This window comes from Bacillus cereus group sp. BfR-BA-01408, from assembly GCF_022663305.1.
Lineage (GTDB): Bacteria > Bacillota > Bacilli > Bacillales > Bacillaceae_G > Bacillus_A > Bacillus_A pacificus.
Genome location: NZ_JAKUFF010000003.1, coordinates 46,253 through 67,606, shown reverse-complemented (window position 1 = coordinate 67,606; position 21,354 = coordinate 46,253). Strand labels below are relative to the sequence as shown.

Sequence of the window (21,354 nt, the reverse complement as noted above, 5' to 3'; positions counted from 1 at the left end):
GCATATTCTCTAGCCTGGTTTATATTATTTTTTCTCAACGACCCCATCAACAATCCCATATTCTTTAGCTTCCTCGGCTGTCATAAAATAATCTCTTTCCGTATCATGTGCTATTTTTTCGATTGGCTGTCCTGTTCTATCAGCAATAATCTTATTAATGTCATGCTTTAATTTCAATATTCTTTTTGCTGTAATTTCGATTTCTGTTGCTTGCCCTTTTACACCGCCAAGTGGCTGATGAATCATGATTTCACTATTAGGAAGCGCGAATCTTTTTCCTTTTGCACCAGCTAATAGTAAAAGGGCACCAAATGATGCAGCTAAGCCCATACAAAGCGTTTGCACATCCGGTTTAATAAGATTCATTGTATCTAATATTGCAAATCCCGCTGTCGTTGAGCCACCAGGACTATTAATATACAGAAATATATCTTTCTCCGCATCTTCCGCTTCTAAAAATAATAATTGCGCTACTACACTGCTCGCAACCTGATCATTAATCTCTGAACCGATTATAATAATGCGGTCTTTCAATAACCTTGAATATATATCATAGGAACGTTCTCCTAATTTTGTTTGTTCTACTACATATGGAATTGCATTCATTTTAAATCCCTCCAATAATTTTTATGCCGCGCAAAGCATACAACTGTAGGAAGAGGATTGTTTCACATTAAATAATAAGACTGGCTGTTTAGATGGTAACTTAGTAAAATCTATTGTCGGAAGCAGTTTCGTTAATAATTCCGGTCTCTCCTCTCGAATAGACGTCACTACAACTTCCATATCATCTGTGAATTCAACTATCTCAATCCCTTCTTCACTTACAGTTTTCAACCTATTTCTACTCCGAAACAAAGAAGCTTTTACTGCCCCTTCCGATACGGAACATACTTTAGCAATATCAACGATACTATATTGAAAAACATCCTTTAATAATAAAATCGTGGATTGCTGTACATTTAATGAAGATAATACTTTCCCTACCATTTCATGCAAATCTGCAATATTCTCTTGTGGCTCTTCAAAAGTGATTTGTTCTCTTATTTTTTCATGAACAGACTTAGATTTCATCTGATCTAACCAACGATTTCTTGCTATTTTATAGACGAGTGCCATACAAATATCTTTATTTCTATATTTTTGAAGTACTCTACACACTGTTTCTTGGGCGAGATCTTCCCCATCCCATTTGTTTTTCGTTAAAAAAGTACAGTATCTTTTTAACTCTCCATATTGCTCAATTAAAAAATTTATATTTGAATGATTCATATCGATATGATTCTTTAAAATATGAGTAACTTTTGTGCACAAAATAACCACTCCTTTTCAGCGCTTACTTAATTAACGATTCAACAAATAAAAAAGTTACGGGGCATATAAAAAAATTATGTTTATGTTCAATAATTCGCGGTCATAAATATGTTATGTACCATTTTACGTGAGGAGGAACAAATTTGCCAAAATTAACAATTGAAGGTACGGGAACTTTTGATGTACAAGAAGGCACAAAATTAGTATTAGCAATTGAAGACAACGGTGTAAACATACTCCATCGTTGCGGCGGAAAAGCACGTTGCACAACTTGTAGAGTAGAAATTATAGCAGGTGATTTTTGTGAAGCGAATGCAAAGGAAAAAAATGCGATGACAGAAAAAGGGATTGAAGATCATTTACGATTATCTTGTCAAATGCGTGTACATAAGGATATAGTAGTTCGTCCGGTACTTACAGTTGAAAATTCAGGTCTTGATGCTGGACCACGCCCGGCGGAGTAAATCGATGAATTTAAAACAACTCGCTGGTGAATATGCTGCAACTTTCGTAAAAGATGGAATGAAGATTGGGCTTGGTACAGGTTCTACCGTATACTGGATGATAGAAAAATTAGGTGAACGTGTAAAAGAAGGACTATCATTTCAAGCTGTCCCGACATCAAAAGAAACTGAAGTATTAGCTCAGCAACTAAATATCCCACTAATTTCATTAAACGACATACAAAGTCTTGATCTTACAATTGATGGAGCGGATGAAATTGATTCAAATTTACACCTTATAAAAGGAGGCGGTGGCGCATTACTTCGTGAAAAAATCGTTGCCTCCTCCTCTAAAGAACTACTTATCATTGCTGATGAATCAAAACTTGTAACGCATTTAGGTACTTTTCCATTACCTGTTGAAATCATACCTTTTTCATGGAAACAAACCGAAAGTAAAATTCAATCTTTAGGTTGTCAAACAACGTTACGCTTAAAAAATAATGAAACATTTATAACCGATAATAATAACATGATTATTGATTGTGTATTCCCTCATAACATAACGAATCCTGCCAATTTACACAATCATTTAAAAATGATTACTGGTGTAGTTGAAACCGGATTGTTTGTTAATATGACTAGTAAGGCGATTATTGGAACAAAAAACGGGATACAGGAATTATAATGGATGCTGACTCTTACAGTCAGCTTTTTATATTTCTCTTTACTACGTATCATTATGATATACTATGAAAATAAAAGTACATTACACTAGAAAGGGCTGAACAAATTGCACTCCAAACTCATAACAGAACGTACAGATTTAGAAACTGCCTTCTACATTCGAAAAGAAGTATTTGTAAAAGAACAAAATGTCCCTCTTGAAGACGAATTCGATACATTCGATGAAATTGGTGAGACATGTAAACATATTTTAGTTTATTATAATGAGCTTCCCGTTGGTACAGGTCGCATACGATTTGTTGATGGAGCTGGAAAATTAGAACGTATTTGTATTTTAAAAGACTATCGTAAATATGGATTAGGAAAAGTAATTATTCAAGCGTTAGAAGAAATTGCTCGTGAAAAAGAATCTACAAAAGTAAAACTACACGGTCAAACACAGGCTGAAGGATTTTATAAAAAATTAGGTTATCAAACTTCTTCTGATATATTTATGGAAGACGGTATTCCACATATACTTATGACGAAAATATTATCATAATAAAAAGGGCAGTATATGAAACTACATTATGTATTCATATACTACCCTTTTTATTAATAGAAAAATGAATTCTCAAGATGTCCTTTTGCATCAAAGCCCATTATCTCTTAGTTTATATCTTAGTAAAGCTTATACTGTTTTCCATAATGATAAGGCATAAATCCAGTTTGGATCCCCATTTCCTTTATAACTCTGGACTGCTTCATATACTTTTCCCTCGTATAGAACTCTATCTCCCTTTTCATATGCTTTCGTTGCATTCCACTCTTCATATGAAGCGCTTTCAGTTTTTGTAGTAATTGTGAATATATCACTCTGTACAGATTCATTTCCAGCTACATCAACAGCTTTTACTACATATTTATAAGTAGTATTAGAGAGTAAATTTTTATCCATATAAGAAGTCGTATTGGATGTTGCAATCTTTTTCATTGATCCTTCTTCTTCTCTATAAATATCGTAATGGTCTACACCAATGTTATCGTCAGAAGGACTCCACATTAGATCCACACTTGAAGATGTTGTTCCCATACTATGTAATCCTTTTGGTTGTGTTGGTGCTTCTGTATCGGGAGCCTCAACTGCCGTTTTTACTGTAAGCTTTGCACTTTCTTTCGAAGCATTTCCAGCTGCGTCAATTGCTTTTACAGTATAAGAATATTCCGTGCTTGGTTGTAATTTTTTATCAATAAAATGAGTGCCCGGTACTGTATCGATCATTTCTCCGTTACGGAAGATTTGATATCCTTTTACCCCTACATTATCCGTAGAATCGTTCCAAGCTAGTTCTATACTATTCGCTGTTACTTTTTGTGCCTGAATTCCATTTGGAATACTTGGAGCCTCCGTATCTGGTTTTATGTCATTGATGAGATTAACATCAATAACATTATAGAATGCATTTGCTGTATCAGCTACATCCCATACTGCTAAAATCACATAATATCCACTACGATCAGTAGGCACATTGATTTTGTGCGTTAAATGATTTGAAGCCGTAGAACCATCATGTTGTACAGTTCCAATTGGTTCAAAATCTGCTCTTGTTAGCGCTTTATTTGGGTTCCATCCTTTTTTAGTAATATAGTAATGCCATTTGCTTGTTAAGTGAGGCGCTGTATACTTCCAAGTAAATGTATTTTCCCCACCAGTAATTGTATTCTTAAACCAACGATCGGCTGTTTGCTGATCCAAAATACCACCAAATTTGCCGCCTGCAGAAGCAATTTTCCCATCAATTGGGCCAGCTTGTGGAAATCCTTTTGGAGCTTCTAAACTTTGTGGTTCATACATAATACTTCCGCAGTTTACATTCAGTGCACCATAGGTTGGACTACATAAAGCAGATCGGCTGCCAGGCTTTTCAACAAAACCGTGCGCGTATGCGTTTTGAGGAATAAGTGTCGTGCCAATAATTCCAGCTGTTAATGCAACAGCTCCTAGACTTTTTTTGTTCATTTTCATGTTTTGTAGTTGTTTTAATAATCGATTATTCATATTCCTGTCCCTTTCTTGTTATACTTTGTAGTGTAATGTGGGCTTCGATGTAAAAGAATAACAAGAGACAATCTTGCATCGATGTATGTGTTACTTATGCATACACCGCAGTGAAAATATATTTCTTTTTATGTGAAATATTTCACTTAATGAATATATCATGACATAGAAATCACCAAAACATGTGCAGAAGTTGTGCAGAAACTGTGAAAGCATTACTAACATGTAAAACTATGGCCAGAATTTATAAAACAAGATATTTAATCTTTCAAAACAATTGATTCTCCGCTTCATATAACAGAAGAGTGTCTATATCATTTCATATAGACACTCTTCTAATGTATAATATTCCATTTATTACTGACCTATAAATGTAAAAATCTCATTAGTAGCTTCCTTATAGCCACCAGATTTCCGGAAAGACTCCTTCAAATGCAACGCAGCTTCTTTATATGATGGATTATTTAATACAAGTTCTACACTTTCACGTAGTTGTTCTACAGTTAATTCTTTCATAGATAACTTAATCCCAACTCCTAGATTCTCTACTTGCTTTGCAATTACTGGCTGATCTGCACTTTGCGGAATTACAATGAGTGGAATCCCGTTATTTAATCCTTCATGTGTACTGTTCATTCCGCCATGTGTAATAAACAACTTTGTATATGCAAGTAGTTTCGTTTGTGGCACATAATTTTTTACAATGAAGTTTTTAGGAATTTCACCTAAATCACTTATGTTCGTTTTATTACCAATAGACATCACAATTGTATGATCACTATTCTCGAACGCCTTCATACAAAGTTTATAAAAATCAAGCGCTTCATTAAAAACAGTGCCTAGCGAAATGTAAATCGGGCATTTTTCTTCAATTGAAGTAAAATCAAAGTCTTCATTTTTTACTTGTGCAGAAATAGATGGGCCTACAAATTTATATGTTTCATTAAACGTATCACCGAAAGGTTGAAACTCTTTAACCGTATACACAATAGTGAGTGGCGCTGGGTTACAAAAAACTTCATACGTTGAGTTTATTTCAACACCATATTTCTCTGAAATTCCTTTTGTTAAGCGTTCAAAATCATTATGTATGTTATCTTGAACTTCCACTGGTATATTTTTAGACAAGTAATCTAACATTTGTTCAAACGATCTTTCATCCTGCGCAAAAGATGTACAAGAATTTATTGCTGGAAGCTTTAGAATTTGAGCAATTAAACGACCGCACCCAAACATCGAATCGTGAATGATGTAATCAAACTGCTCTCCTTCAATTTGCTCTAAAACACTAGGTATTACCACATCTGCTGTATATAAGAGACCGTTTATTCTTTCTTGCAAATAATTTCGACCACCGGAAAGAAATGCTTTTATAAATCTTTGGTCGTCAATTGTTCTTACAATAGCCCCTGTTTTTTCAATACGTTCTCTGAAAGCTTCTATTGAAAAATAAACTACCTCTTCCCCGCGCGAAACTAATTCTTCTACAACTTGCAACGTTGGATTTATATGTCCTTCTGATCCAGTATTAATGAATAAAACACGTGCCACTTTAAACACTCCTTAATTTAAATCTTCTCTACATTATTTTGCTCTTATAATTCTTCTAAATGGACTTAGCGAGCCTAAATCCAAGGTCATCTATATAAAATGTTGGATGACTACGGCGACGACAAGTCGCGCCACAACCTCTAGCTTCTTCAGCCCAACTACCACCTCGAAAAATCCGGTATGCTCCATACACCTTTTCATCATACAAATCATAACACCATTCCCAAACGTTCCCCAACATATCATACAAGCCCCATGCATTCGGCTCTTTTTTACCGATGTCTTGAATTTGTCCGTTTGAATTTTCATTATACCAAGCAATCTTTTTCAATTCACCATATATGTATCCAGTAGTTCCTGCTTTACACGCATATTGCCACTCTGCTTCTGAAGGTAATCGGTACCCATTTGAATCTAAATTACAACTAACAATTTGACCACCGTCATTAATAGAATAATATTCTTTTAACCCCGCTTTTTTTGAAAGCAGATTACAAAACATAATGGCATCATTCCATGAGATATTTACAACTGGTTTGTATTTATCTTTGGATAAATTTGATGTATGATTCGTAATCGCATCATACAATTCCATCGTTACAACATACTTTGCAAGAAGAAACGAATTAACTTGGACTTTCCATTCTTTCTTTATTCGATCATCTCTTAATTCTACTTTTCCTGTTGGAATTTTCACCATATTAGAATCAACTAGCCTAATAAATCTATCCAATTCTATCCCCCCAGGTTATTTCTTTTTATAATCTAACTATTTATAGCATCGTACTTCTCTAAAAATAGTCTTACTTCATTTGTAGATTTTAAAATAATAACATCTTTATCCTTACTCAATTGATTTAACTTCTTTAAAATTGTAGGTCGCTTCGTCTTAGGATATTCCCATATCCATTTAAAAAATTGCAAATCAAATCTTTCCTTACATCCCGCGCCCATATCCGGTCTTGTTTGATTCCGATATTGTATAACTCTTTTAAAAGCACGATAAGCACATATTGTTCTATGAATATCAAGAAAGATAATTGTATCCGCTGCGTTCATTCTTATATCCATTGTCCCACCATAATTCCCATCAATAATCCACTCATCTTCTTTAACTAATTCATTCTGAACCGTTCTTTGCTCCTCTTTCGGTACCCCTTCCCAATTCGGTTTCCAAAATAACGCATCAAGATGATGTACTTTAATATTTAATTTATTTCCTAAATGCCTTGCTAATGTAGATTTCCCTGAACCACCAGAACCTATTAATATAACTTTTTTCATGTTTGCACACTCCTTTCTATTAATTCTGCAATAGTTTCTTTACTAGCAAAAATCCAGAAAAACATCTCTTCATTTAATTTTAGTAAATCCCCCCATTTAAACTCACTTATTTCTTCCATAAAATCAACTCAAAAAGAAATCCTATTCCAACACCAATTGTGTAAGCCACTAAATCACTCCACAAAAATCCATAACCTAACACGAGTCCACCTAAAGTCGTTGCACGAATGCTATCTATCCATTCGGCATGGTACAATTGGCTCACTTCAATCCCGTAGCAAAACATTAAACTAATAAAAGCCAATTTCTTCGTTTCTATTTTAGGAAATAAAAATCCGAATCCAATGAAAATCATTAACGCCCATAAAGCATCACCTAAATAATCATTTAATAGAGCCGGCAGCGCAAAAGCAAACTTTCTTGAACTAAGTCCTAAAATAATAACAAGGATTGTAAACGTTGCGTATAGTAATCTATTTCGTTTCGTATTCATTTCAAAACTCCTAATTCATCATTTAAAACTGCAAAATAGCTAGTAAAATATAATCATTTTACTAGCTATTTATTAACTGCTTTAACAATAAAAAAATGTGGATTTGTATTTAAATAATGATAAGATTTTTCATTTACTTCTTTCATCTTTTCAACTGGCCTCGGTTCAACCATTTTTTCTAACACAAAACAATTTGTTGTTTCATTAATTATGTCTTGAAGTGACCTTCTAAAAAAACTAACTTCTATTGTAATATCTGGTTTAATCCAAGTATCTACCAATAGTTGTTTTTCGAAATAATTTTCACAAGTAAACTTTGTAAAATCCATAAAAGGATGATGAATGGAGTATATAAATTCTCCACCTGGCTTCAGTACGCGACGAAACTCCTGAAATACTTGATTCCAATTTTCTAAATAATGAAGGGTTAACGAACTTACAATTACATCAAAAGTATGATCTTCAAACGGTAATATTTCTTGCAAGTCATGACAAAGAAACGTTGCCTTATCACCCATACTTTCCTTTGCAGCTTTTACCATTTCAGAACTTACGTCAATTGCAGTAACATTTGCTCCACTTTCTACAAATTGAGAAGTATACCATCCAGCTGCACACCCAGCATCTAGCACGCTCTTCCCTTCTAATCTCTTTGGAATCATCTCCATCATCGCTGGTCTTTCATAATAGCTGTTATATGGATTTGCGACATCTAGATTTTCTTTATATGTACTCGCTAATTTATCATATGTATCTTTAATCGTGTCTTTCAACACACCCACCCCTTATACATATTAATCTAATAACTCTTGCTGCTTTTTCTTTGAAAATGACTGCAGAACTAAATCATACGACCAATCAATCATCTTATTAATTTGCATCTGTTCCACATCTTTATGTATATACACCGTATTCCAATGTTTTTTATTCATATGATACCCTGGAATGATTGTTTCTGGATACTCTTCTCTTAATCTTAGCGCAAGTTCTGGATCACATTTTAATGTTATTGCCGCTTTTTCGCCTTCTTCATGGTTCAATATCGCAAAGATTTTATTATTAAGCCTCATACATGTTGCATTCCAACCATCAGGAGAATCTTCTGTCGCTTTTCTTTTCGATAAACAGTACGCTCTTGTCGCAATCATTCTAATTGTCACCTCTTATTCTTTCACTATTTGATTACGGTGCATCACAATTTGTTTCGTCACTTGAAATTGCTGTTGACCATAAAACTTTATAAGTTTCTCTCCACAAAATAGGCTCACAATATTGATATGAGATATCTCTTCAAGCAACATTGTAAGCATCTTCTCACCAATACCTTTATTTCTTACACTCTCATGCACAACAACATCTTCTAAGTACGCTCGAAAAACACCGTCTGAAACAACTCTAGCAAAACCAATTAACTCATTTTCTTTCCATACCCCAATTGCTATACTGTTTTTTAACATTTTTTGAATATCGATTTCTTTTCTTTCTGGCCACCAACCGACAGAATCGTAAAGCCTCTTTAATTTTTCTGAACAGATTGGTTTCTCATCTTGTAATTTATACGTATACATTTTCTTTCTCCCATTTAACATAATACAAATTATTATAAATGATTTTATAAATTTATAATATGGATTTTACAATTGCAATATAAACAATTCTCTAATACCTTTCCTATCTCCTCTATTAAGTTAGATCATTTCAAATTAACAAATTTATGGAAATACAAAACAACTAATAAAATATTTACCTATTAAACTTTGAATTACTTATAAGAAATGGCAGTAGTTTTAGTTAAAACTTTTAATTTGAAACCTACAGGTGCAGACGTCAATTTCCCTGATGTTCCATCTAATCATTGGGGTTACAATTATGTCAAAATTTTAGCTCAAAATAATATTACAGCTGGATTTCCTGATGGTACATTTGGTCCAGATGTAAAAGTAACTCGTGAACAGTTCGCTGCATTTTTAGCGCGTGTATTAGAACCTAGTTTCCGTCCGGCTCTTCCTAAGCCTAAAGGCGAGTTAGAAGTTCATTATATTGATGTAGGACAAGGTGATGCTACTTTTATTAAATCTCCAAGTGGCGAAACAATCCTTATTGATGGTGGTAACAACGGAAAAGGTAAAGTAGTAGCAAATTATTTAAAAGGATTAGGATTCCAAACTATCGATTATATGATTGCCACTCCTCCTGATGCCTATAACCTCTTCTCTAAAAAGTGTTGACTATGCCCTTTAGGATGATCTTCAACAACACCATATTCTCGGTAACCATGCTTTTTATAAAACTCTGGCGCTTGAAAACTAAATGAATCTAATAATATTAATCTACAACCTTTTTCCTTCGCAATGTCTTCAATTTTATGTAATAGTTGACTACCATAACCATCATGACGAACTGAATCATCAACCCATAAAAAATCTATATGGAGATGATAAAAATACATCGTTCCTGTTACCCCGCCAAAGATTTTCCCAGCCTCATCTTTCAGAACAAAACTTACTTGTTCCATCGGCTGTTTTGCTTCATCTGTTAAAATAGACATGTTATATTGAATGACCTTATTTTTTATGTATTCTCCTTCAGCGCGAGTACCATTCTCTATATGTTTCATATATTTCTTCCTTTCAACTTAGTAAGTTACCTTTTATTTTTACTTTTCCTTTTTAAAATACTAATACATACGAATCCACCATAAGTAATAAAGCATGAAAAACCAATTATCCCTGGCACAGAAACATAGCCTACTCTTATATAACTTATAACTGCAAAAGAAGCGATAGATAATAAAATAGATGGCCAAAATAAAAGAGCTGTTTTTCTTCGTCTCTCTTTCTTCTCAGAAACACGTGTACCAAAAAGTAATACAATACAAATGAGGATCGCTGCAAAATAAATAGTATCTAATGACAAATTGTGATCGTATAGTGCGATACCCACTTCAAGAGCAATAATCGTTACAATTAAAATAATGATTGTTGATGTCTTTAAGTTTCTTTTCAATTGCTCACTCCTAGCATACTTTCACTATATTCTTTGTATATGTATTTCAAAGCTACTGCAAAAGCTTCATCTACCTCTTTATTTTCACATCGATTAGGTAAATCTTTTCCCCCAATAACATAAAGAAACGGGAATTCGTTGAATATTCCTATTATACCAATATTTATTGCAGCTGAAGATAGTCCACCTGTCATATGAGCTAAGTGATATGAATGTATTCCTTCATATTCACCTTGCTGTCTTACCATGCCGCTAATAATTGGTTCCCATAATTCTGCTTCTGATTTATAACCCTGAAAAATATGTACTAAAAGTGAAAGAACCTCATTTAATTCTCCAACATTTTTCTCATCCCTAGCGTCCTCTTGTATATGAATTTTTGACAAGTACGTTTGGGCATACATTTTCACAGCATCCCATCCACCACAGTACATTACAACTGACTGTGCAACGTAACTATCATGACATGCTATCATCACTTCTACTGCTTTACTAAGTGTTAAAGTCCTTCTTCCTTGTAAATGTGGATACAACTGCGCACTATCTTCATTTGGATTAAATTTAACATGATGAAGTATATCATTCCAATTACGTTTATTTTCCTTCACCATTTGCGCTACTACAAATCCGATTACTACTTTTGCTGCCGATGCTAACGGAATATTTATTTCACTATTATATGAAGCAACTATACGATTGCTTTTTGTAGAATAAATAGCTATTCCAACATGATCAGATTGTATCTCTTTCATTTTTTGAATGACAGTTTCCATTTTCATTCCTCATTTCATATCGTTTTATCACCTTTAATAATTCAATATAGAATGTATAAACCCTTTTTAGTAGATTAAATCGGATATTACAAAAGGAAAAAGGTAGCATGAATTGCTCCTTGCTACCTAAAAGATACATGTTTACGAAAAATCTCTATTCTTCTAAAGGATTTTTAGGGCCATTAAGCTCCAATTGATAAAAAGCTAAATCTAGCCATTTATTAAACTTATAACCAGCCTTTTTAATCGTCCCTGCATGAACAAATCCATAGTTTTCATGTAAAGCAATACTTCTCTCATTTTCCGCATCAATTCCAGCAATTAAAGTCATATACTCTCTTTCCCGTGCAATGGCTATCAGTTCTTTCATTAAAGATGTCCCAATTCCTCTATTTCTATATTCCTTATTAACGTATATAGAATGTTCAATTGAATATTTATAGGCAGGCCAAGCTCTAAACGGACCGAATGTTGCAAATCCTACTACTTTATTATCTAGTTCGTATACAAAAATCGGATAACCATCAGCCTTTTTCTGTTCATACCAATCTATTCTATTTTTAAAGGTTACAGGTTTATATGCATATACAGCTGTTGTATTTAGTATGGCATCATTATAAATATCTAAAATGTATGTTACATCTTTTTCCGTTGCGTCCCTTATCATGATTTTCTTCCTTTCAAAATGCTTACTCTGGTAATATAAATTCTCCTTTTTCCTTAGGAAATGGAACAACATCTATAATTGCATCTATATTAATTGCTCCGTAAACATGCGGATATTCTTGGCCGTTAGAAGCAAGTTCATATTTTATTTCTGCTTTCACTAAGGATGGATCAATTGTCAGTAATAAAACCTCTTCTTCATGAATGAAATATTTTTCCGCAACGTTTAAAGCTTGTTCTAAAAATGAACAATGAATAAATCCCTCTTCTTTTAGTGAAACTTCATTAATCTCTCCATTTATCTTTGCGATTTCCCAATTTCTCTTTGTTATTACTTTTGTAATCATTATCATGTCTCCTATATATTTATAAAGTGAAACTTTAATCAGCCCTCACCAATCGGGCTTTTATGGGCAGCCCGCGCCCCACCTAACTTCTTTACTTTCGCTGCATTTTGAGGTGGGGGTCTTACTGCCCATTAAAGCGTGATAAACTAAGAGGCTTTCCTATTCATTACTAGAAAATCCTCTTGAATTTTTATTTCTTAATTAACGGAGATGCTTCCCCGCTATGGAAAATCCATAAATCATGAAGCGACCTTGTACATCCAACATATAATAACTTTGCATCATGTTTCGTATTTTTATAATGTTCTGCATCAACATCAATGAGTAGAACAGCATCAAATTCTAACCCTTTCGCTAAGTATACAGGTACTACTGAAATACCACCTTCATATTTACTTTGATCTGCTTCAATGAAGTTTACAGCCAATCCTGCATTTGTTAATTTCTCATATATATCGCGGCACTCACCGTCTGTTCTTCCTATTACCGCAATTGTTTTCACATCTTCACTTTGTAGATGTTTTAATGTCTTTACAATTTCAGTAAACTGTTCTTCTGTATGAATTATTTTCACTTCTTCACCACTACGGAAAACTGGCATTGCAAGCCCTACTGGAATCTCTGCATTTTTAATTATTCCGTTCGCAAATTCTATAATTTCTTTTGTAGAACGATAGCTTCTCGTCAGTTCATAATAGCCTGTTTCTTGGAATACTTCCTTAAAAGCACTCCAATCTTCAATCCCTTGATAATCATAAATTGCTTGAGATAAATCACCTAATATAGTGAAAGAGTTACCTAGTGTAATTTCTTTTAATACATAAATTTGAAATGGTGAGAAATCTTGCGCTTCATCAATAACGACGTGATGAAATTTCTGCCCGATTTCAATACCTGTTATGCGATGATGTATGTAAATTAAAGCGGGTAAATCTTCTACATACACTTCTTTTTTACGACAACTCTTCTCCGTTTCTTTCACAAGTTCCTCGGGTAATACTTCGAGTATTTCTTTGCTTTTCAATATTGAACTATATATTGAAAGCGAGCTCATTTTCGGCCAAAACTTCAGATAGTTGTTCAATCTCTTTGTCGCTTCTTTTTTTAATAATTTCTTCTCGTTTGTTTCCCCATACTTTTTTAGTTCAATTTCAATCCAGCGCTTCATTCGGCCAACTAAACGTTCTCTTCTTTTCTTTAATGGATAATGTTTATACTCAACTTGCATCCATTTTTTTATATCTTCCACTGGAATAACAGCTTTATCCCATGCCTCAAAATTACTTGTTGGCACTAGTTCTTTTTCAAATTGAACCATTTGCTCTTCAATAAAGGACTTAAATTCTATCGTACCTTTCAATTTACCAAGCATAATCTTTCTTTCATCACGATTAATAGAAAATGCTTCTTTCAATTTTTCTTCCGTCTGCTTCAGTTTCACCGAATCATCTAACGTACGTAATGCCCAGTCTGGAAATGTTGTTTGACTAATATTCCCGACACCTAATTCAGGAAGTACACTCGAAATATAATCTAAAAACAGACTATTCGGAGCAAAAACAATCATTCTCTCCGCTTCTAATTGCTCACGATATTCATAAATTAAAAAAGCAAGACGATGTAAAGCGATCGTTGTTTTACCGCTTCCTGCAACCCCTTGAATAAGTAGTGGTAAGTTTCTTTCCGCACGAATAATATCATTTTGCTCCGATTGTATCGTCGAAACAATATCTTTTAGTTTATTATCTTTATTCTCACCTAATCGATATAGAAGAAAATCATCGGCATGCGAGACATCTTCATTTCCTTTCACATATGTATCAACAACACGTTCTAATTCTCTTTTTCTAATAGAGATGTTTCGCTTTAAATAAACATCACCTTCTACTAATCCGTCTGGTGATTGATAAAACGCTAATTCATCACCGCCGGTAAATGAATAAAACATACTTGCGACAGGTGCCCGCCAATCAATTACAATTGGTTTCATCGTATCTTTATCTGAAACACCTACTTTACCGATGTAAATCGGCATAACATCTTCCTTACCATCCTCTCGAAAATCTAATCTTCCAAAGTACGGCTCTTGTACACCAATACGTAAATTTTGTCTATTAGACTCCCTCATACTTTCAAGAATTTGTTCTTTAAAATCATCGCCATAATAAACCGGAATGTTTTCGAGCTGTTCTAATTGATCATCCATCGTACGTAATGTATCTTTCATTCTTTGTAACTCTTCTTCAAAAATGTTGTTCATATGATGATTCCCTCCTGTCCGTTCTAAATTTTCAGTCGAAATATAATTGTATTAAAAATCCATTTATAAAGTCAAGGTTTTTAGTGGGAATTTTCCGAATAAAAAAAGAGTAGAGATTAATCCCTACTCTTTTCTATTTTAATTCGATACGCCAAACATTCGTTTAAAGTTGCTAATTCTTTATATTTTCGCTTTTCAAAGTCATATGCTCCTCCTGGAAAGAATCCTACAATACTTAGACCAGCTTCAGCACATAGATTACTAATCTCATCTACCGTATAACAACGTAAAGACTGTGTAACTATATCATTTGGATTATTAGGATGCCACCAATGATCTAACATTCTTTCATTTATGCTATCATATTCATATTTTCTCATAGCTGAACTTAAGAGCATTTCTTGTCCACTTACCTTTTTCCAATACAATGGTTGATAAATATCAATAAGTGCACATCCATCATCCTTCATCCAATTTTTAATCCGTTTTAATAGAATCAATTGTTCATCATCTGTTCCTACACCAAACCCATCTAAATAACTAACAACATCAAACTTTTCTTCAAAATTAATTTTATAAAAATCAGCGCAATGAATAGCAATATCATTAGTAGAATGCTCTTTTGCAAACATAACTAACTCTCGTACAAGCTCAACAGTAGTCATCTTTACACGTAACTTAGACATCGCCCTTGCAAAACCGCCATTTCCTGCTCCCAGTTCTAACATCGACTGAAATGGATGTCCAATTTGCTCTTTAACTTCTTTAGCGAGCTGCTCTAACCAGCTTTCTGTATTTATATCGTAATTCGACAGTTCAAATTGTTTTTGATAAAACTCCCTCACATCTAATTCGTTCATTATTCTCCTCCTGTAATAAGTTTTCCCGCTGTAGGTGACCGACTAATTTTCTGACACCTATGAAATTCCTTATATTCACAATTTATCAAAATAATAAGAATTTTGGAATTAGTAAAACAAAAAGCAGATAACGGAAAATCCCACTATCTGCTCTACGGCTGCTCTTATTGTCCTTTTTGATATTCTACCCAATCACCAGAAATGATAACTTTCTTCAGCATCTCTTTGTCTTGAGCAACATACACAAATGCACGTATTTCTCTATCACCAAAGTATATTGTTTCGGTGATTCGGTCATATAAATCACTCTCTGCATTACCTGTGTATTCTTCCAGTTCATCTAATTTTTGCAGAACAGCATCATTTACTTCATAAACTTCTCCATATACCTTATCTTTATTTGAACAAATCATCGCTGGATACCCTTCGTTTGTATCAAATAATTTGCCATACGTCCATGCTTCGTCTACAATGCATATTGCACCTTGCATATAATGAGCATTCGTTTGCTCTTTTCTTAACGTGCCATACACAAAAACGTGATGCATAAATCCCTATCCCCTTTACATGTCACTACTTTCTAATTTGTAAATAAGCACGAATCATAAAGTAACTCACTTCATTCGGAAGTTGTTCCTTAATCGATTTCAGACCACCATCAGCATTTTGCACAGCAGTTTCAATCAGTTGTTCGTATTCTGCAGGAACAAAACTGTTCCAGTCTACTTCCATTCCATCTTCAAAACAACGAATTAAATGATTTTCAATCGTTTGTCTTGATAATCCACGTTCTTTCGCAATTTCATCTAGATTAATACCTTGTTTATACATTTCATACGTTTCCAAATGAGAATTTGCTGAAGCTTTCCCTGATTTTTTCCGCTCTGTCACCACTTCTGTTTTAATAGTTTCAGCATAGTTTGGGTTTTCCTCAATAAAGTGCTGAACTGCTTGTAAGAAGTGCGAACCATACTTCACAAGTTTGTGTTCACCAATCCCTTTCACAGTTAAAAGTTCAGAGTCGCTTTGCGGCATTTTTGCGCACATATCTTTCAACGTTTGGTCAGAGAAAATAACGAATGGAGGTACCCCTTCTCCTTGCGCAATTTCTTTACGTACTTCGCGAAGTACTTCAAATAAAGGATGATCTTGAACGATTTGTCTTGTCTCTACTCGTTCTTTACGTAAAACATTCTCTTTACCAAGTAACACTTCTTTCCCTTTTTCCGTAACTTTTAGTGTCGGGTAAGTACCATGTTCAACTGCAATTAGCTCGTCTGAAATTAAAAACTCAATAAATTCACTCACTTCTTTTACACTACGATTTGATAAAAGTCCGTAAGTTGGCAAAGTATGAAAATTAAATTCAATGACTTTCTTATTTTTAGATCCAGTTAGTACTTGTGCAATCATTTGTTTACCAAATCGTTGGTTCGTCCTAATCATACAAGATAAAACCATTTGCGATTCTCTCGTCACATCGATACTTTCTCGGTCGTCTGTACAATTACCGCAGCGGCCACAATCTTCTTTTGGTTCTTCTCCAAAGTATTGCAAAATAAATGATTGTAAACATTGTTCTGTATGACAGTAGTCAGTCATATTTTGCAGTTTTTCAAGTTCATTTGAAAAACGAGACTCTCCTGTCGATTGATCAATTAAAAAGCGTTGTACTTGTACATCTTGAGAAGAATAAAGCAATATACATGCACTATCTAATCCGTCACGGCCAGCACGTCCTGCTTCTTGGTAATAACTTTCCATATTTTTTGGAAGCTGATAATGGATAACGTAACGAATATTCGATTTATCAATACCCATCCCAAACGCAGATGTGGCTACCATTACGCTCACTTCATCACGTAAAAAGAGTTCTTGTTGCTCATTTCGATCGTTATCACTCATACCAGCATGATATTTTGATACAGAAACTCCCGCTTTCATTAAATCCTCATACAACTGATCAACTACTTTTCTAGTAGCTGCATATATAATCCCAGATTCCTTTTGATTTTGACGAATATAATCCGCTAAATATGCATTACGATCTTGTCCTTTAATAACAGAAAATGATAAGTTCTCGCGCTCAAACGTTGTCATAATCGTGTTTTCTTGATTAATTCCAAGCGTGTTGCAAATATCATCACGAACTTGTGGTGTTGCCGTAGCAGTTAATGCTAATACGAGCGGCTTTTCTGGAAGATAATCTAATATACGGTGTATATGTAAATAGCTCGGACGGAAATCATGTCCCCACTGCGAAATACAGTGCGCCTCATCAATGGCAATCATCGGGATTTTCATATCGATCAGTTGGTCAACAAACTCCATTGAATCAAGTCGCTCTGGCGCTACATAAAGTAACTTATAATGGCCCTGTTTCGCTAATTGAATTCGTTGATTCGCTTCTGTAATCGAAATAGAACTATTAATATATGTAGCTGAAATACCATTTTGTACTAATGTATCTACTTGGTCTTTCATAAGCGATATTAAAGGCGATATAACTAACGTTGTTCCTTCAAATACTAATGCGGGAATTTGATAACAAATTGACTTACCACCACCTGTAGGCATAATACAAACTGTATCTTTCCCATCTAATACATTTTTAATTGTTTCATCTTGTCCTCTTCGGAATGACGAATAACCGAAATAAGACGCTAAAAGTTCTTGTGCTTTTGTAAACAAAAAAGAGTCACCTGCTTTTCTTTATCTTTCATCTACTCCTATTATATCATCTCTTATGGGTCATGAAAGTGATGAATACATGACTAACGTCCTGCTTTTTCATTATTTTATGCTTCTTTACGTTTTAGAGATGGATTAACAACTATAACGAATTTCTAAATAAATACACATTTTATTAATTCTCCTTGAATACTACTAATCTTATACATATGAATTCAGGAGGTTACTATATGAAGCACCATAATATTAGTTTCATCAAACAGAAAAGCGTATCGAACCAACCCCAATTCTCAAATAATGAAGCGTGGAAATATGAATCATACTATAAGTACCAACCATTATTTTCTTATAGAAAGCTTTTTCATTTTCTTTCTCAACTTTTTAAACGTTAATACACGTGCGAAATAGATCGTTCATAATAATTTTCTCAATATGAACCTTATAGACTTAATACAATACAGTTGTTAACATATGAAATATTCTGTTTGATAACCCCCTTAAGTTGACCTGCTTATTTGTGCAGGTCTTTTTTGATTTATATATATTTCAGTACACTTTTAGATGTGATTGTAAATCTTTTCTCCATTTTATAACCATACTCCACTCACAACAAATGATGATAATAGCAAGAAGTAAAATATAAGTTTTTAACATTTAATAAGGTAAATCTTTTTTTCTCAATACACAAAACGAATTTCACTTGTTACTATTAAAGTACTCCAGATGAGTTTTTGCTCATCGACATTATCTAGTCAAAGGGATCTGCCGCGGGAAGCAGATCCCTTTGACTTTATTAAAGATACACTTTCATTTGGACACATTTACCAGGTTTTTTTAAGCGAATTTTATGATAATATTACGTAGTCGAGTCCGACATCTCGGCAATACCCTTTTGATGCTCTGCAACTTCCCTTGCAGAGCATCTTTTACTTTATATTCGCTTTATCTGTATATCACAATTAAAACACTCATTTTTTAAAAATAAGCGAGGACACGTAACTAAATATAAATTCCCATCATACTTTGAGTTATACATGTTCAAAGGAGTGTTACCGTTTATGTATCCTTATTGGCAATCGTATTACTCCCCCTATCATAACCCTTATGTACAGTTTGATACATCTGTACGTAATTACCGAATTAGTAAAAACGAGAATTTTTTAAAAGGTTATATGCGTTCCTTATGGGAACAACACGTTGCTTGGACGAGATTAGCTATTATAAGTATTGTTTTTAATTTACCTGACGTAAACATTACAGTTGGGCGGCTTCTTCAAAATGCAACACATATGGGACTGTCGCTTGAACCATTCTATGGTGAGGATGCTGTAAAAAAATATAGTGCACTAATTAAAGACCACTTAGTAATTGCAGCGGATCTTGTGAAAGCAGCAAAAGCTGGTGATCAAAATTCAGCTACTGCTATAGAGAAAAAATGGTACGCTAACGGAGATGAAATTGTTGCATTTCTTACTAGCATTAACCCATATATTGATAAAGAAGCATTTAGAAACATGTTTTATGAACATTTAGCACTAACTAAGGCAGAAGCACTGGCATTCCTAAATAAAGATTATGAAGCAGGCGTAAAACTGTACGATAAAATTGAAAAAGAAGCTTTAGAAATGGCCGACATGATAACAAACGCAATCGTAAAGCAATTCCCGCAAGTATTTCAATAACAATAAGCCGATTTGAAAACCAAATCGGCTTATTGAACTTTCTATCAATGATATTTCACCTGTCCTCTTTACATTTAACGTATATCGATATATTTTATTAATATCCGTTTTTTATAGGAGGAAACAGTTTGATTAACGCCATTGGTCTCGTATTTATACTCACAAATAAACATGAGAAAAAGAAGAAAGTTTATCTAAATGAAAAATTCGCATTAATAGACATTATTGATTCTAAGGAAGTAATTGATGATGAAGGAAACTCACTAGTAGAACTAACATGTAAATACAGTATATATTTAGATGAAAAATACTACTGTAAATCTCTTGATGATTATACTGGACAAGTCTTTCCTTTCTTAAGTGCTAAAATAGGAAAAGGAATTCTCAGAAACTTAAATTATTATTTTTCTTACGTTGATGTATACGATAAAAAACCACCGGTTAAAGAAATTAGACCACTTATGAAACAAGTAACTAACAGATAGCAAAAAATACAAAAAAGAAAGCATCTAACTCTGGATGTTTTCTTTTTTATTGAAAACTCATCAAATTTCATCCTCTTCTAAAAGTATGTATCCAAGCATATTTTAAATTAAAAACATTGGAGGATTAGACTGAATGAAATACTCAGAAACTATTGTAAGTAAACGACTACGAACGCTTAAAATGACGGGTATATTTTTCATGCTAGTATTAATAGCATGGATTGGATATACAAAATTACTTTATAAAAACGGATTTCTTCAAGAAAAAAAGAATTCAGTAGAAGTAATGAATACTAGCATTACAGGAGAAATAGAGCAGTTTTTTCATATCAACTTACAAGGCTATCGAAAAACGAACCTTGATGCTGTTATAGAAGCAAGTAAAACAGATCCAAGCGAACTCTCCCTAATTGAACTAGTCAACAAATCCTGCTCGCGAGATTGCATAGGCGAACCAGTCACATATGTAAACTCAAACAATGGATATATTTTTTATAAGGAATCTAATGGAACTAATGTAGCTATAACGATTAAAAAGAAAGACACATGGTTAGTTGTAAAGAAATCTGTTCAAGATGGAATATAATCACCCCAAAAAAGAGTGCGTATCGTACTCTTTTTTATTATTAATACCCTTCCTCTTCGTGCCTACAATGGCATTTCGCTTTTGTTTTACAATGACATTTTTCACACTCACACTTCGGTTTCTCTTTGCAACAACACTCATGAAAATCATTACGTTTACATCTCCCAAACATCAAATCATCCCAAAAT

Annotated in this window: 25 protein-coding genes and 1 pseudogene; 7 read left to right on the top strand and 19 right to left on the bottom strand. The window is 33.7% G+C overall.

The genetic code is table 11. The features are described 5' to 3' along the window. Positions 1 to 24: 24 nt before the first annotated feature. Positions 25 to 606, bottom strand: coding sequence for an ATP-dependent Clp endopeptidase proteolytic subunit ClpP (clpP, locus tag MR083_RS02860; protein ID WP_001992188.1), 582 nt, complete (start codon positions 604 to 606; stop codon positions 25 to 27). A gap of 21 nt (positions 607 to 627) precedes the next feature. Beyond that, complete coding sequence (locus MR083_RS02855; protein WP_242268463.1) at positions 628 to 1,314, bottom strand: RNA polymerase subunit sigma-70; 687 nt, start codon at positions 1,312 to 1,314, stop codon at positions 628 to 630. Between the two features lie 143 nt (positions 1,315 to 1,457). Between MR083_RS02855 and MR083_RS02850 the strand changes: the two genes are divergently transcribed. The 3 genes from MR083_RS02850 (at position 1,458) to MR083_RS02840 (ending at position 2,985) form a co-directional block, all read left to right on the top strand. Beyond that, positions 1,458 to 1,778: a 2Fe-2S iron-sulfur cluster-binding protein gene (locus MR083_RS02850; RefSeq protein WP_001125397.1), complete on the top strand. Its 321-nt coding sequence runs from the start codon at positions 1,458 to 1,460 to the stop codon at positions 1,776 to 1,778. A 4-nt stretch (positions 1,779 to 1,782) separates the two neighbouring features. Then, entirely contained in the window at positions 1,783 to 2,445 is a 663-nt protein-coding gene (gene rpiA, locus MR083_RS02845) for a ribose-5-phosphate isomerase RpiA (protein ID WP_016717680.1), read from the top strand. Between the two features lie 105 nt (positions 2,446 to 2,550). After that, a complete protein-coding gene (locus MR083_RS02840) occupies positions 2,551 to 2,985 on the top strand; it encodes a GNAT family N-acetyltransferase (protein WP_000555726.1) in 435 nt (144 codons plus the stop codon). Between the two features lie 129 nt (positions 2,986 to 3,114). Here the strand turns inward: MR083_RS02840 and MR083_RS02835 are convergent, their stop codons facing one another. The 8 genes from MR083_RS02835 to MR083_RS02800 all read right to left on the bottom strand — a co-directional run bounded on the left by MR083_RS02835 (position 3,115) and on the right by MR083_RS02800 (position 9,378). After that, a complete protein-coding gene (locus tag MR083_RS02835) occupies positions 3,115 to 4,482 on the bottom strand; it encodes a lytic polysaccharide monooxygenase (RefSeq protein WP_001065244.1) in 1,368 nt (455 codons plus the stop codon). 357 nt (positions 4,483 to 4,839) lie between these two features. After that, positions 4,840 to 6,033 carry a macrolide family glycosyltransferase gene (locus MR083_RS02830; protein WP_242268461.1) on the bottom strand — a complete coding sequence of 398 codons (1,194 nt, stop codon included), beginning with the start codon at positions 6,031 to 6,033 and terminating at the stop codon, positions 4,840 to 4,842. A gap of 55 nt (positions 6,034 to 6,088) precedes the next feature. Then, a complete protein-coding gene (locus MR083_RS02825) occupies positions 6,089 to 6,733 on the bottom strand; it encodes a formylglycine-generating enzyme family protein (RefSeq protein ID WP_050558058.1) in 645 nt (214 codons plus the stop codon). A gap of 65 nt (positions 6,734 to 6,798) precedes the next feature. Continuing rightward, positions 6,799 to 7,317, bottom strand: a complete 519-nt coding sequence (locus MR083_RS02820; protein ID WP_242268460.1) for a DNA topology modulation protein — start codon at positions 7,315 to 7,317, stop codon at positions 6,799 to 6,801. A gap of 106 nt (positions 7,318 to 7,423) precedes the next feature. Beyond that, positions 7,424 to 7,810, bottom strand: a complete 387-nt coding sequence (locus tag MR083_RS02815; RefSeq protein WP_242268458.1) for a ribosomal maturation YjgA family protein — start codon at positions 7,808 to 7,810, stop codon at positions 7,424 to 7,426. A gap of 65 nt (positions 7,811 to 7,875) precedes the next feature. Next, complete coding sequence (locus tag MR083_RS02810) at positions 7,876 to 8,583, bottom strand: class I SAM-dependent methyltransferase (RefSeq protein WP_242268456.1); 708 nt, start codon at positions 8,581 to 8,583, stop codon at positions 7,876 to 7,878. Between the two features lie 21 nt (positions 8,584 to 8,604). Next, positions 8,605 to 8,958, bottom strand: a complete 354-nt coding sequence (locus MR083_RS02805) for an MmcQ/YjbR family DNA-binding protein (RefSeq protein WP_016717687.1) — start codon at positions 8,956 to 8,958, stop codon at positions 8,605 to 8,607. A gap of 15 nt (positions 8,959 to 8,973) precedes the next feature. Next, positions 8,974 to 9,378, bottom strand: a complete 405-nt coding sequence (locus MR083_RS02800; RefSeq protein ID WP_000288943.1) for a GNAT family N-acetyltransferase — start codon at positions 9,376 to 9,378, stop codon at positions 8,974 to 8,976. A 204-nt stretch (positions 9,379 to 9,582) separates the two neighbouring features. On the opposite strand from MR083_RS02800, the pseudogene MR083_RS02795 reads away from it, so the two are divergent. Continuing rightward, positions 9,583 to 10,011, top strand: a pseudogene (locus MR083_RS02795) (S-layer homology domain-containing protein); the annotation flags it as partial. Here MR083_RS02795 and MR083_RS02790 read toward each other — a convergent pair. The 9 genes from MR083_RS02790 to recQ all read right to left on the bottom strand — a co-directional run bounded on the left by MR083_RS02790 (position 10,011) and on the right by recQ (position 18,413). Next, positions 10,011 to 10,427: a GNAT family N-acetyltransferase gene (locus MR083_RS02790; RefSeq protein WP_000680402.1), complete on the bottom strand. Its 417-nt coding sequence runs from the start codon at positions 10,425 to 10,427 to the stop codon at positions 10,011 to 10,013. The pseudogene MR083_RS02795 and the gene MR083_RS02790 sit on opposite strands and share 1 nt — an antisense overlap. 26 nt (positions 10,428 to 10,453) lie before the next feature. Further along, entirely contained in the window at positions 10,454 to 10,816 is a 363-nt protein-coding gene (locus MR083_RS02785; RefSeq protein WP_000828016.1) for a hypothetical protein, read from the bottom strand. Then, on the bottom strand, positions 10,813 to 11,589 hold the full coding sequence (locus tag MR083_RS02780) for a serine hydrolase (RefSeq protein WP_046647326.1): 777 nt from the start codon (positions 11,587 to 11,589) through the stop codon (positions 10,813 to 10,815). Before MR083_RS02780 ends, MR083_RS02785 begins: the two co-directional genes overlap by 4 nt. 154 nt (positions 11,590 to 11,743) lie before the next feature. After that, positions 11,744 to 12,256, bottom strand: coding sequence for a GNAT family N-acetyltransferase (locus MR083_RS02775; RefSeq protein ID WP_000617382.1), 513 nt, complete (start codon positions 12,254 to 12,256; stop codon positions 11,744 to 11,746). A gap of 22 nt (positions 12,257 to 12,278) precedes the next feature. Continuing rightward, positions 12,279 to 12,602 (bottom strand): DUF952 domain-containing protein, encoded by a 324-nt coding sequence (locus MR083_RS02770; RefSeq protein ID WP_242268454.1) that lies wholly within the window; start codon positions 12,600 to 12,602, stop codon positions 12,279 to 12,281. A 190-nt stretch (positions 12,603 to 12,792) separates the two neighbouring features. Beyond that, positions 12,793 to 14,862, bottom strand: coding sequence for a HelD family protein (locus MR083_RS02765; RefSeq protein ID WP_242268452.1), 2,070 nt, complete (start codon positions 14,860 to 14,862; stop codon positions 12,793 to 12,795). Between the two features lie 116 nt (positions 14,863 to 14,978). After that, entirely contained in the window at positions 14,979 to 15,722 is a 744-nt protein-coding gene (locus MR083_RS02760) for a class I SAM-dependent methyltransferase (RefSeq protein WP_001003783.1), read from the bottom strand. Positions 15,723 to 15,886: 164 nt separating this feature from the next. Continuing rightward, complete coding sequence (locus MR083_RS02755) at positions 15,887 to 16,270, bottom strand: gamma-glutamylcyclotransferase family protein (protein WP_000546571.1); 384 nt, start codon at positions 16,268 to 16,270, stop codon at positions 15,887 to 15,889. A gap of 25 nt (positions 16,271 to 16,295) precedes the next feature. Next, complete coding sequence (gene recQ, locus MR083_RS02750; protein WP_000494287.1) at positions 16,296 to 18,413, bottom strand: DNA helicase RecQ; 2,118 nt, start codon at positions 18,411 to 18,413, stop codon at positions 16,296 to 16,298. A 1,058-nt stretch (positions 18,414 to 19,471) separates the two neighbouring features. Between recQ and MR083_RS02745 the strand changes: the two genes are divergently transcribed. From MR083_RS02745 to MR083_RS02735, 3 genes are all read left to right on the top strand, one after another. Beyond that, entirely contained in the window at positions 19,472 to 20,095 is a 624-nt protein-coding gene (locus MR083_RS02745) for a hypothetical protein (RefSeq protein WP_014893647.1), read from the top strand. A 128-nt stretch (positions 20,096 to 20,223) separates the two neighbouring features. Further along, positions 20,224 to 20,580, top strand: coding sequence for a hypothetical protein (locus MR083_RS02740; protein WP_000606237.1), 357 nt, complete (start codon positions 20,224 to 20,226; stop codon positions 20,578 to 20,580). Between the two features lie 133 nt (positions 20,581 to 20,713). Further along, positions 20,714 to 21,166 carry a hypothetical protein gene (locus MR083_RS02735; protein ID WP_061182415.1) on the top strand — a complete coding sequence of 151 codons (453 nt, stop codon included), beginning with the start codon at positions 20,714 to 20,716 and terminating at the stop codon, positions 21,164 to 21,166. The last annotated feature ends 188 nt before the right edge of the window (positions 21,167 to 21,354 follow it).